General features: G+C 61.9%; 11 protein-coding genes and 2 tRNA genes. 6 read left to right on the top strand and 7 right to left on the bottom strand.

The features are described 5' to 3' along the window. Nucleotides 1-47 precede the first annotated feature (47 nt). Nucleotides 48-124, bottom strand: a tRNA-Arg gene (locus U5A52_RS14960). A gap of 132 nt (nucleotides 125-256) precedes the next feature. Between U5A52_RS14960 and greB the strand changes: the two genes are divergently transcribed. Beyond that, the gene (gene greB / locus U5A52_RS14965; RefSeq protein WP_321935138.1) at nucleotides 257-820 is read left to right on the top strand and encodes a transcription elongation factor GreB; all 564 of its coding nucleotides are present in this window, start codon (nucleotides 257-259) and stop codon (nucleotides 818-820) included. A gap of 89 nt (nucleotides 821-909) precedes the next feature. On the opposite strand, the gene U5A52_RS14970 is transcribed toward greB, so the two are convergent. Next, on the bottom strand, nucleotides 910-2058 hold the full coding sequence (locus tag U5A52_RS14970) for a porin (protein ID WP_321913883.1): 1149 nt from the start codon (nucleotides 2056-2058) through the stop codon (nucleotides 910-912). Nucleotides 2059-2255: 197 nt separating this feature from the next. On the opposite strand from U5A52_RS14970, the gene U5A52_RS14975 reads away from it, so the two are divergent. From U5A52_RS14975 to U5A52_RS14985, 3 genes are all read left to right on the top strand, one after another. Further along, a complete protein-coding gene (locus tag U5A52_RS14975) occupies nucleotides 2256-2444 on the top strand; it encodes a hypothetical protein (protein ID WP_321935139.1) in 189 nt (62 codons plus the stop codon). Between the two features lie 763 nt (nucleotides 2445-3207). Next, nucleotides 3208-3411, top strand: coding sequence for a cold-shock protein (locus U5A52_RS14980; protein ID WP_028205165.1), 204 nt, complete (start codon nucleotides 3208-3210; stop codon nucleotides 3409-3411). Nucleotides 3412-3687: 276 nt separating this feature from the next. Continuing rightward, entirely contained in the window at nucleotides 3688-4854 is a 1167-nt protein-coding gene (locus U5A52_RS14985; protein WP_321935140.1) for an exonuclease domain-containing protein, read from the top strand. Between the two features lie 3 nt (nucleotides 4855-4857). Here U5A52_RS14985 and U5A52_RS14990 read toward each other — a convergent pair whose 3' ends face one another. The 3 genes from U5A52_RS14990 to U5A52_RS15000 all read right to left on the bottom strand — a co-directional run bounded on the left by U5A52_RS14990 (nucleotide 4858) and on the right by U5A52_RS15000 (nucleotide 7544). Further along, nucleotides 4858-5448 carry a chorismate mutase gene (locus U5A52_RS14990; protein WP_321935141.1) on the bottom strand — a complete coding sequence of 197 codons (591 nt, stop codon included), beginning with the start codon at nucleotides 5446-5448 and terminating at the stop codon, nucleotides 4858-4860. 277 nt (nucleotides 5449-5725) lie between these two features. Then, complete coding sequence (locus U5A52_RS14995; RefSeq protein ID WP_027795377.1) at nucleotides 5726-5875, bottom strand: hypothetical protein; 150 nt, start codon at nucleotides 5873-5875, stop codon at nucleotides 5726-5728. A 550-nt stretch (nucleotides 5876-6425) separates the two neighbouring features. Then, nucleotides 6426-7544 (bottom strand): aldo/keto reductase, encoded by a 1119-nt coding sequence (locus U5A52_RS15000; protein WP_321935142.1) that lies wholly within the window; start codon nucleotides 7542-7544, stop codon nucleotides 6426-6428. 117 nt (nucleotides 7545-7661) lie between these two features. On the opposite strand from U5A52_RS15000, the gene U5A52_RS15005 reads away from it, so the two are divergent. Both U5A52_RS15005 and U5A52_RS15010 read left to right on the top strand, forming a co-directional pair. Beyond that, nucleotides 7662-8624, top strand: coding sequence for a LysR family transcriptional regulator (locus tag U5A52_RS15005; protein WP_321935143.1), 963 nt, complete (start codon nucleotides 7662-7664; stop codon nucleotides 8622-8624). Between the two features lie 148 nt (nucleotides 8625-8772). Continuing rightward, nucleotides 8773-10593, top strand: a complete 1821-nt coding sequence (locus U5A52_RS15010) for a tetratricopeptide repeat protein (RefSeq protein ID WP_321935144.1) — start codon at nucleotides 8773-8775, stop codon at nucleotides 10591-10593. 84 nt (nucleotides 10594-10677) lie between these two features. Here U5A52_RS15010 and U5A52_RS15015 read toward each other — a convergent pair. Continuing rightward, nucleotides 10678-10753 (bottom strand) — tRNA-Thr (locus tag U5A52_RS15015). Nucleotides 10754-10820: 67 nt separating this feature from the next. After that, the gene (locus U5A52_RS15020; RefSeq protein ID WP_321935145.1) at nucleotides 10821-11837 is read right to left on the bottom strand and encodes a class 1 fructose-bisphosphatase; all 1017 of its coding nucleotides are present in this window, start codon (nucleotides 11835-11837) and stop codon (nucleotides 10821-10823) included. Nucleotides 11838-11955 lie beyond the last annotated feature (118 nt).

Here is an 11955-nt window from a genome sequence, read left to right on the forward strand (position 1 = left end):
CTTGAAAGTGTTCCAAGATCAAATTGACAGGGAACATTTCGAATAAGTGGCGCGGCTGGCAGGATTCGAACCCACGACCCCTTGGTTCGTAGCCAAGTACTCTATCCAACTGAGCTACAGCCGCACGCAGAAGTGAGATTATAGCAGGGGTTCGAAAAAAGGGAAGACCCTTATCGCGATTTGTCTTGGGGCGAGGTTCGTGTACGCTGGCAGTAGTGAGTTGAGTGAGCCAGTACACGTACGTAGTGATCCCATCATGAACAAGGCCTTTGTCAAAGAATCGACCGACAACGACGACGACGATCTCGAAGCCGGTCACCCCGAGATTCCCGCCGGCACGAAGAACTACATTACGCCCGCCGGCTATGAGCGCATGCGCAGCGAGTTGCTGCACCTGATAGACGAGGATCGGCCCGAAGTGGTCAAGCTCGTCTCGTGGGCCGCCTCGAACGGCGACCGTTCCGAAAACGGCGACTACATCTACGGCAAGCGCCGGTTGCGGGAAATCGACCGCCGCATCCGCTTTCTCACGAAGCGGCTGGATCTGGCCGAAGTCGTGGACAGTAGCCGGCAGGAGAGTGTGGACCAGGTGTTCTTCGGGGCGACCGTCGAGTACGGCACCGAGGACGGCGAGGCGCATACGATCACGATTGTCGGTATCGACGAGGTCGATCTCGATCACGGCCACGTGAGCTGGATTTCGCCTATCGCACGGGCGCTCCTGAAGGCGAAGATCGGCGATCAGGTGACGCTGTACACGCCGGCGGGGCCGGAGCCGATCGACGTGCTGGACGTGCGCTATCCGCCGCCGCGCGCCTGAATTCGAGCTTTCGCAGCGCAGATAAAAAAAGGCACCCGAAGGTGCCTTTTTTGCTGCAGTGCTGGCCGAAGCGGCCAGCAGCGTGCCGCTTAGAAGCGGTGACGCATACCAACCGTCACAGCGACCTGGTCTTGACGGGTCGAAGCCGAACCCAGACCGTTCAGGTAAGCGCCGATACCTTGCGGGTTCGACGACACGTGCTGCCAGTCGCCTTGCAGGTAGACGTCGGTGCGCTTCGACAGTGCGTAGTCCGACTGCAGTGCGACCGTGTTGTAGTTCGGGTTCTCGCCGCCGCCGAAGTTCGCGCGGGTGTACGTGTACGCGCCAGCCAGGCTCAGTGCCGGGGTCAGAGCGTAACGGACATTGCCTTCGAAGTTCTGGAAGCGGGCGCTGTTGCCGCCGAGGCCGATGTTGCTCGACCGGCCAGCTTGCGTGCCCGAGATGGCGACTGCGTTGCCCAGTTGCGTTTGCGTGTACACGAAGCCAGCCGTTGCCGGGCCGAACGTGTAGTTGATGCCACCGCCGAACGTGCTTTGACGGCCTGCAGCGAACGTCCACTCACCCGTTTGCGCGCCCGAGTTGCTGGCGAGGTTTTGCAGGTTGTTGACGTCGTTGTTCAGGTGCAGGTAGCCAGCCGCAACGTTCAGGCCGCCCCAGTTGTACGATGCGCCGACGCTGTATGCGCGGTTGTTCGCGAATTCGGTGCTGTTCGAGAACGAGTACGTGCCGCCGAACTTGAAGCCAGCGTAGTTGACGCTCGAGTACTTGACCGTGTTGTTGAAACGGATCGAGTTGTTCAGGTTGTCGTTATCGAACGGGTGCGCAGCGATCGTGCCGCCGTATTGCGTGCCGGTGTTCGACAGCGGTGCGAGGTAGTCGACCACGGAGTCGTACTGACGACCGAGGGTGACGGCACCGTACTGGTCGCTTGCCAGACCGACAAACGCTTGACGGCCGAACATGCGGCTCGACTGGCCGGAGTTGCCGTTCATGATGTTGAAGCCGTTCTCCAACGTGAAGATCGCGTGCAGACCGCCACCGAGATCTTCAGAACCGCGCAGGCCCCAACGGCTGCCGTTGACCGTGCCGCTCGATGCCTTCCAGAGGCTGTGGCCGCCGGAGTTGTTTGCGTAGGTGATGCCTGCGTCGATCAGGCCGTACAGCGTAACGCTGCTTTGCGCGTGTGCAGCCGTTGCAAAAACGCCCGTCAGGGCGGCGACCATGAGAGTCTTTTTCATCTTTGTAAACTCCGAGAACAGAGGTGGGTTTCGTTGAACCCTGTTTGGGAAACCGCCCATGCGAAGCGCAGCGAGAGGCAAAGTTCGCGTGGTACGAATTAATCCGTGCCAGTCGGTTTCCAGACAGGCAGAGTGTAGAGAGGGTGCTCGGAGAGGGGGTATTCCGAATTCCGCAATAAAGTATTGCGCTATCGGAAATGATTATCGCGCTCGCCTTAAGCCCTGCTGGTAAAGGCTTTGAGCGGATTTCCCGGAAGGAGGGTGAAACTGTCAACCGCGCGAGCGTTGTGCGATCGCTACAACAATTGATTGCAGAAAACGGTTTAAATCAATCAGAACTGATTATTGCGTCTGGCGTAACAGATGATTGTGCGCCGTATGCTTAATCGTCAGACGTGGGTCCGGCTATACTTCAATCGCTGCTTTCCGAAGCAGACTTTTTCGTTGACGAAAAAGATCTCCAAACCTTTGTCGGCGCGGCCTTTTCAGCCGCGCTTTTTTTTGCCCGTCTTCAGGCCACGCGCTACGCGCACCGCTTACTGGGTGCCCGCTTGCGGCGGCTCAGACTGCAGGCTCCAGTCTTCCATTACGTAGTGCCTGGCGTCCATAGGGGAACACAGCAGGTTGTGCCAGTGGTCCCCGTGCCATGCGCCATAGGTTTCGGCTTCCTCGGCCGTTGGTGCAATCCCGTCCGTTTGTACGAGCCAATGAATCCATCGCCGCAGAGTTGTCAGCATGATGACCTCCGATGCCGCTAACAATATGGATCATGAATTGAATGTATTACTCGAACAACCGGGAGAAACACTTACGTTTGACACGAATTGTTACACTTCGGGAAAACTTCCCGGTAGAAATGACGTGATCGAGATAATCGCGTAAAAATGACGTGTTCTTATATATTGATTCGGATCGCATACGATTTTTTGTCAGCTTTTTGATGCGTACCGCTTTTATCGTTGAATCGGGAAAGCTGTTATAAAAAATTCGCTTGACTGGCGATTGGCGTTCCCCGTATAACGGCAAAGCTGATTTTCGTTCCGCTGCAATTTCAAACGTGGAATTCGCTGAAGCGGGACGGCGGGAATTGGCTGGATACGGCGTGAGGGTTATTGCCCGCGCCATTAAAATCTCGAGGGAAACGGAAACATGGAAACCGGTATCGTCAAATGGTTCAATGATGCGAAGGGCTTTGGCTTCATCACGTCTGACGCCGGCGGCGACGATCTGTTCGCGCACTTCTCGGAAATCCGCGCCGACGGCTTCAAGTCGTTGAAGGAGAACCAGCGTGTGTCGTTCGACGTCAAGGTCGGTCCGAAGGGCAAGCAGGCCGCGAACATCCAGCCGCTGTAAGTGCAGCGTGCGAGTGCTCGCTGTGCGAGCGCTCATGCAACATCAGGCCCCGGGCAAACCCGGGGCTTTTTTATTTTGGCATATTGATATTCGAGCAATATTAGTAGCCACTTTTCTTAAACAGATTTAATCGGGAAAACCCTGGGATCTCTCGATTTTCCTGATTCGGGTTTTCACTAAATACCCAAAGTTGCACTTGCGCTGTCGGAACCGTCGGCGCGTGGCGTCCAAACGGTGCATACTTGGGCCGTTTTCCATTTCCCCTGTCGTTTCACCATGCTTGAGTCCTCCTTGAACGCCGCACAGCCCGCCGGCGACCTTCCCATCGTCTTCGTAGACCTCGAGACGACTGGTGGTTCGGTAGGCGAGCACCGGATTACTGAAGTTGGCGTGGTGGAGGTGGCGCAAGGGCAGGTGACACGATGGAGCACCCTCGTCGATCCCGGTCAGCCCATCCCGCCCTTTATCCAGCAGCTCACCGGTATTACGGACCAGATGGTGCGCGGCGCGCCGCGCTTCGCCGACATTGCGGCGCAACTGCACGGGCGACTCGCCGGCAAGCTCTTCGTCGCGCACAACGCGGCCTTCGACCGAGGCTTCCTGCGTGCGGAGTTCGAGCGCGCGGGCTATTCCTTCAACCCCGATGTACTGTGCACCGTGCGCCTGTCGCGGGCGCTCTTCCCGGGTGAGAAGCGCCACGGGCTCGATGCGCTGGTCGAGCGCCATGCACTCGTGCCATCGGATCGCCATCGCGCACTCGCCGACGCCGATCTCCTCTGGCAGTTCTGGCAGCGCCTGCCGGCGCTGGTGCCGGGGGAAGCGCTGGCGGCGCAGATCGAGCGCACGACGCGCCGTCACGTGCTGGCCGGCGACATCACCGACGACCTCATCGATACCGCGCCGGCAGGTCATGGCGTGTATGCGTTTTACGGCGAGGACGACGTGCCGCTCTACGTGGGCCGCAGCGTGCGGGTGCGCCAGCGCGTGCGCGCGCATCTTTCGGGGGAGCGGCGCTCTTCCCGCGAACAACGAATGGCGCAGCAGGTGCGCCGGGTGGAGTGGCGTGCAACAGGCGGCGAGCTTGGTGCGCTCCTTGTCGAAGCGCAATGGATCGCAGCGCTCAAGCCCTCGTTCAATCGCGTGCCGCGTGTATCGAAGCGCGATCCCGCCGACCTTGGGGCGGCGCCCTGGCCGTTCGACGGCGCAGTGGTCGTGCTGGAGCAGGACTCGACGAATGGCGGCGACGTTTATCACCTGATCGACCGCTGGTGCTATATGGGTGCCTTTCAGAGCACGACCGAGGCTGAGGCGTTGGTGGACCACGGCGCCGAGCGGGTGTTCGAGCTTTCGACCTGGCGCATTCTGCAGACGCACTTCGAACGCGGCCTGCGTGTGCAGGTGCTGCAGCCAACCGAGGCCGACGGCCTCACGAGCGCGGCCTGAGCCTTAGGCGACGCCGCCCACTCCACCCGATTCGCACACATGCTCCAGCGCCTGATTCATCGCATTCGTGCGCGCGGAGTCGTAGCGGGTGAGCTCTTTCCAGTTCGCAACCGTACGTGCGACGCGCGCCGGGCAATCCGGTGCGCCGCGCATTGACTGCACGCGAGCGAGCGCGCCGATCAATTGCCCGGTGAGTCTGTCGAGTTGGGGCCGCGTGGCCGTAGCGAGATCGGGCGCCGGGTCGCTGGGCGCCTGCGAGGCACGCCACGTGTCGAACAACGACTTCTGCATTTGCGTGCTGGCATCGATCTGATCGCGGAAAAACGCACGCGCGAACGTGGGGTCGACGCCGGCCGCCGTGGCGCGCTTTTGCACGTCGGCGAGCAAGGCGTCTTCACGGGGCGTATCGGTGATCGGCTTGTGATGTTGCCATTTCCAGTGTGCAACCGGCTCGGCGAGCGCCAGCCGCTGAGAAACAAGCGCGACGAGGTTGGTCAGGGCGGTGTCGTCACCGTCGGCGTGGGCGGATCCGATCGGCAGGGCGAAGAGCAGCGCGGCAGCGCAACGCGCACTTGCGCGGGTCAGCAATGTCATCGAGAGGAAGAAAGACGCCGGCAATAAAAACCGAAGCATAGCCGGTTACAGTGCGCTTGCGTCTAAAAGCGCAGAAGGGCGCAGAAGTCGAATCGCGATGGCCGCATGAACGCGCGCGCTCCATCTAGCGTGCCGAACGCAAATCGCTACGGCGCGCGACGGCGCAAAACCGCGCGCGCAGCATGACACGCGCGTCCCCGTACTACGCGTGCCAATCTGCACACGAACGTCTACTGCGCGCGTTCCCCACGCGAGCGCGAACGTGTGCGTTTCCCCGTCACTTCTGTTCGTGTGCCTTGCGTTGCTCGTCCAGAAAAGCCCGCACGTGAGCAGGCAATTCGTCGCCGAGAAACTCAACGGCCACCGGTTCCGGATCCGGGCTGAAGACTTGGTCCGGGGTCGGAATCCTTGGCGGTTTGGCGTCCATGATCTTTCTCCTATGTAAGCCGATTATCCGGCTCGGCACTTCTACTGCGCTAGTCCCGCTTACGGTAACAGTGCTTTTCTCGCACGCGTGTTGCTTTCTTCGCACAGCGATGCAAATGATTAACGGCGCGGGAATATAATTGTTGAGATGTCCTTCACACTCGCACATGCTGCGTGAATCGGGTTCGGTTCTCGATTCACCGAATCTCGCGCACAGCGGCTGCTGCGGTCGCACAACGCCTCAATCGCACTTCCCCCGGCTCTGAGCCCGCGCTCGCTCGGGCTGCCTGCCGCGCCTGTCTTGCGCGGCGCCGCAAGCGAGGGGCCAGTCCCGCTGGATCAACGTGCACCATCATTCATCTACAACGGACGATTATGCTTAGCCGTTGACGTCGAAACGTTAATAAGAATTAAAACTATGTAAGTGTCCGTTTCTATCCGATCGGGCGATTAATACTTTGATCCGTGTCATTTGGCCGCGACTTAATGACCGAACGTACGTAAATCGCCGCGCATTCCAGCGCGGCGTATTGATGCACTCCGATAATTCGTTACGTTTGCTCGTTCGCCGGCGCCGGCACGCGTTGCACGTGAGCGTGGTTCGCGGGCGTCGCGCGTACGTCCACCTGGCCATGAATGCGTGACTGGTGGCCGTCCGCGAACATGTAGTATGGAAACGGATGTGCGGGTTCGGAGGCGGCGTCAAGGCGCGCGACCAGTTCGGGGGCGAGCGTGAAGTCGAGCGAGCCGAGCGATTCTTCGAGTTGTGCGGCCTTGGTTGCGCCGACGATGATGCTCGCCACGCCGCGCTTTTGATACAGCCAGTTCAACGCCACCTGCGCCATGGGCCGGTTGGCTTCGTGCGCAACGCGCTCCAGTTCGGCCACGATCGCGAAGTTGCGCGCGGAGAGCTTGTCGAAGCCGGGCGGCGGCTTCGCGCCCACCGTCTGCAGGCGGCCCGCACCGCTCACACCTTCACCAGCCTGTGACGGCCGATATTTTCCCGACAGCACGCCCATCCCGAGCGGACTCCACGGCACGAGCCCCATGCCGAGCTGCGTCGCCACATCGGCGAATTCGTGCTCCGCGTTGCGCTCGATCAGCGAATATTCGAGCTGCATGGCCGCCACCGGTTCGAAGCCGCGCCAATCGGCCAGCGTCTGCGCGCGGCCTGCGTACCAGGCCGGCACGTCGGAGAGACCCACGTAGCGGATCTTGCCTGCGCGCACTGCGTCGTCCATGGCGCGCATTACTTCGTCGGCGGGCGTCATGCGGTCCCATGTGTGCAGGTAGTAGAGATCGATGTAGTCGGTGCCGAGCCGCTTGAGCGAGCCGTCGAGCGCTCGCAGCAGGTTCTTGCGATGGTTGCCGCCGGCGTTCGGGTTGCCCGATTCCGCGTTGTAGGAATACTTGGTGGCGATGACGAGCCGCTCACGCAGGCCTCGCGCCGCCGCGAAGCGCCCCACCCAGGTTTCGCTTGTGCCTTCCGTATAGAGGTCGGCGGTGTCGATGAAGTTGCCGCCCGCATCGACATAGAGGTCGAAGAGTCGCTGTGCGCAAGCTTCGTCGGCGCCCCAGCCCCATTCGGTGCCGAACGTCATCGTGCCGAGGGCGATGGGGCTGACACGCAGGCCTGAGCGGCCGAGCAGGGTGTAGCTATCGAGTTTCATGGCGGTGTCCTTAAAGGATGGGTGGCGAACGCGAACTCATCTTGCGCCTTTCCTTTTTGTGGAAAAATCGGGTTCACCTGAAATCACCGTGAAGCTGAGCTTCACAATGGAGACGGCATGGGCCCGCTTTCCGATCCGGCGCCAGCGCCGAGCGCCGCGTCCGGGCTGGCGGGGCGCTTGCCCGCTCTGCTTGCCGTGGCTGCCGTCGCACGGCACGGCAGCTTCACTCGCGCGGCGTTAGCCCTAGGCTTCTCGACTTCGGCGCTGTCCCAGGCCGTGCGGGCGCTCGAAGCGCAACTCGGCGTGAGGCTCTTCAATCGCACGACGCGCCGCGTCGCGCTGACCGAGGCGGGCGCGCAGTTTCTGGCGCGCGTGCAGCCCGCGCTCACTCAGATCGAAGCGGCGTTCGATGCGCTCGACGCCTCGCGCGACGCGCCGGCCGGCACGCTACGGATCAACCTGCCACGCGTGGCGAGCGAATTGCTCGTCATGCCGCATCTCGCGGAATTCATGATGCGCTATCCGCAGATCAAGCTCGAACTCGCGCTCGACGACGGCTTTGCCGATCTGGTGGGCGAGGGCTTCGATGCGGGCATTCGCCTGGGCGAATCAGTGGCGCCTGGCATGGTGGCGGTGCCGATCGGCGGGCCGATACGCATCGTCGTGGTGGGCTCGCCGCAATACTTCGAACGCCACGCGCGCCCAGTTAGCCCCGAGGATCTGGCTGCGCATGATTGCCTGCACTATCGCTTCGCGACGGGTGGCGTCTACCGCTGGGAGTTCGCGCGGCCGGACGATCCCCGGCGCGTATTCGACGTGGTCACCGAGGGCCGCTTCGTGACCAACGATCTGCGCACGATGGTGCGCGCCGCGGAGCAGGGCGTGGGCCTCCTGCACGTGATCGAAGACTACGTGCGCTCGCCACTGGACGAAGGCCGGCTCGTGCCGGTGCTCGAGTCGTGGGGCGCATCGTTTCCCGGCTTCTATTTGTATACGGCCGGGCGCGCCCAGTTGCCGCCCAAACTGCGTGCGTTCATCGACTTCCTGCGCGAGAAGCGTGTGGCGCCTGGATTCGCGTAGCCGTTTTCAGATACGTCTGATTCGGTCGCGTGAAGATCGCACTTATCTTTAAAAGATTCGCACGTGAGGCTCATGACGCCGAACGGCGCTCCCCTTTTTCCAGATAGCAACGTAACAGCGCCGCGCGCCACATTGCCGGCGCGATCCTATGATGAGCAACCCTGCCACCACGCCGGCCGAAGCCTCGGACGAGCAAGCGCGCACGAAGGCGGCGCTTGCGCTCGCAAACCAGCACTTCGACTCGGGCAGAACGCGCGACGCGCTGCTCGCGTATCAGGAACTGCTCGCGCACGAGCCACGCAACGCGCATGTGTTGCATCGTCTGGCGCTCTCGTATTTTCGCGACGGACAACGCGACCTCGCGCGCGACCATCTGGAACGCGCAATCGGCGTGGCGCCCGAACGCGCCGAGCTCTGGGAGCATCGCGGCTTGCTCGCGGCCATGGCGAACGAGCACGTCGCCGCCGAAGCGTTCTACCATCGTGCGATAGCGCTCAGCGGTGGCACAGCCAGCTTGCATCGCAACCTGGCCGACGTACTCAAGCTGGCGAAGCGCCGCGAGGAAGCGCGCATGCACTACGAAAAGGCGCTCGACTATGCGCCCACACTTCATCACGCATTGTGCTGCCTGGCGCGACTGAATCTCGAAGACGAACGCCTGGAAGCGGCTGCGGAATATCTGCGTCGCGCACGCGCAGTGGGGACCTCGCGGCTAGCAGATGGGCTCGAGTTGCTAACGGTCCTCGTGCGCCTCGAACGCCCTGCGGAACTGATCGCGCAAATCTCGCAGATGCGCACCGAGTTCGCGGCAGACGCCGCAGCACTCGAAAGCCTCGCCTTGCGGCTCAACGAGCTTCATCGCTTCGACGACGCGTATCAAGTCGCGCGGGAGGGCCTTGCCGTCGATGCCACGCGGGGCAAGCTCCATCACAACGCGAGCTACGCGTCGAACATGCTCGGCGAACATGCGCGTATGCGGCATCACGCTGCAGAGGCGGCGCGCTTGCTTCCCGACGACGAACATGTTCAGTTCAACGCCGCCGTCACGATGCTGCGCGACGGCGACTTCGAGCGAGGGTGGCGGCACTATCACTGGCACGAACGCTTGCCGCAGAACAGTACGCTCGTGCGTCCTGGCTTTCCGGTGTGGTCCGGTGAAGCCGTGAACGGGCGTCGGTTTTTGCTGATCGGTGAGCAGGGATTGGGGGACCAGCTTCAATCCTTGCGCTACATCGAATGGCTGCAGCGCCAGGGCGCGACGGTCGATGTCTGGGTCGACAAGGCGATTGGCGACGTCGCGGCATGCGCGCGTGGAGTGAACAAGGCCTGGACCACATTGCCGCCGGGTCCCTATGACTTCTGGAGCCGTATGTTCCGCTTTCCAGAGTCCATGAAACTGACGGTGGACAGGCTGCCGCTGGCCATGCCTTATCTGGGCGCGCCGCCTGAGTGCGTCGGCCATTGGCGTGAGCGGGTTGCCGGCGGGGCGCATCGTGGCGCGCGCCAACGCCGCGTGGGGCTCGTCTGGGCTGGGAACCCCGACTACGAATTCGACCGTTACCGCTCGCTTGCGCTGCACACGTTGCTGCCTGTGTTCGCCCGGCGTGGCGTGTCGTGGTTTTCGCTGCAGAAGGGCGGCGCGCAAAGCGAGCTGGGGGCGTTGCCTCACGACATCGACATCACGCCGCTCGGGCCGGAGATCGCGAACTTCGTGGACACGCTCGCCATCGTCCAGTCGCTTGATCTTGTGATCACCGTCGACACCTCGGTCGCGCATCTTGCCGGTGCGGCTGGCGTGCCGGTGTGGATCCTGCTGCCGACCTGCACGGACTGGCGCTGGATGACGCAGCGCACCGATAGTCCCTGGTATCCGTCGGCGAGACTTTTCAGGCAGCGCGAGCTGGGGCGATGGGATGAGGTGATCGAGGAGGTAGGCGAGGCGCTGGATGCGCTGCCGCCGAAAGCGTGACGTAGCCGCTGCTCGGCACCGCACGCAGACAGCGTGCACAAAGCAAAAAGCCCAGTCCGAAGACTGGGCTTTTTGCTTGAATCCTGGTGCCGGAAAGAGGAATCGAACCCCCGACCTTCGCATTACGAATGCGCTGCTCTACCGTCTGAGCTATTCCGGCGTCACATCAGAGAAGAAAGATTATAGGAAGTCGCCGCGAACTATGCAAGCCCTTTCCTCATCTTTTTTCATTTTTTGGCTTCGTGGTGGTAGCGCGTGACGCGTTCGACCTCGTTCTTCGAGCCGAGGAACACGGCTACGCGCTCATGCAGGCTCTTCGGCTGGATGTCGAGAATGCGCTCCTCGCCGTTGGTCGCCATGCCGCCCGCCTGCTCGACAATGAACGACATCGGGTTCGCTTCGTACATCAGGCGCAGCTTGCCGGGCTTCGACGGGTCGCGCTTGTCGGCCGGGTACATGAAGATGCCGCCGCGGTTCAGGATACGGTGCACGTCGGCGACCATCGAGGCGATCCAGCGCATGTTGAAGTTCTCGCCGCGCGGGCCGTCCTTGCCGTCGTTGAGCTCGCCAATGTACTGCTGCACCGGCTCATACCAGTGGCGTGCGTTCGATGCATTGATCGCGTATTCGCGCGTGTCTTCCGGAATGCGCATGTTGCTCTGCGTGAGCACCCACGAGCCCAGTTCGCGGTCGAGCGTGAAGCAGTTCACGCCGTTGCCCGTGGTGAGCACGAGCACGGTTTGCGGGCCGTACACGGCGTAGCCGGCCGCGACCTGCTTCGTGCCGGGCTGCAGGAACGATTCTTCGGTCGCCTGCTGGCCGTCCGGGCAGCGCAGCACCGAGAAGATCGTGCCAATCGACACGTTCACGTCGATGTTCGACGAGCCGTCGAGCGGATCGAACACCAGCAGGTATTCGCCCTTCGGATAGTTGGCCGGGATCGGGAAGAACGTTTCCATTTCCTCCGAGGCCATCGCGGCGAGGTTGCCGCCCCATTCGTTGGCGTCGAGCAGGATCTCGTTCGAGAGGATGTCGAGATTCTTCTGCACTTCGCCCTGGACGTTCTCGCTGCCGGCCGTGCCGAGCGCGTCGCCAAGCGCGCCCTTGCTGACGTTGAAGCTGATCGCCTTGCACGCGCGCGCGACGACTTCGATCAAAAGACGCAGATCGGCGGGCAGGTTGCTGTGCTGGCGCTGCTGCTCGATCAGGTACTTGGTGAGGGTGGTGCGACGTTGCAAAGCCATTGCAGTACTCCGGATACGCTTGGGAATAGCGCAATTCTACCCGCTCGACTGTGACCGCCCGTCGCACAGCCGCGCAAAATAAAGCGCCGGGGCGCGGCCCGGCTTGCTGGTGCGGCTT

The sequence above is a fragment of the Paraburkholderia sp. J8-2 genome (assembly GCF_905220195.1).
In the GTDB taxonomy this organism is placed as follows: Bacteria; Pseudomonadota; Gammaproteobacteria; order Burkholderiales; family Burkholderiaceae; genus Paraburkholderia.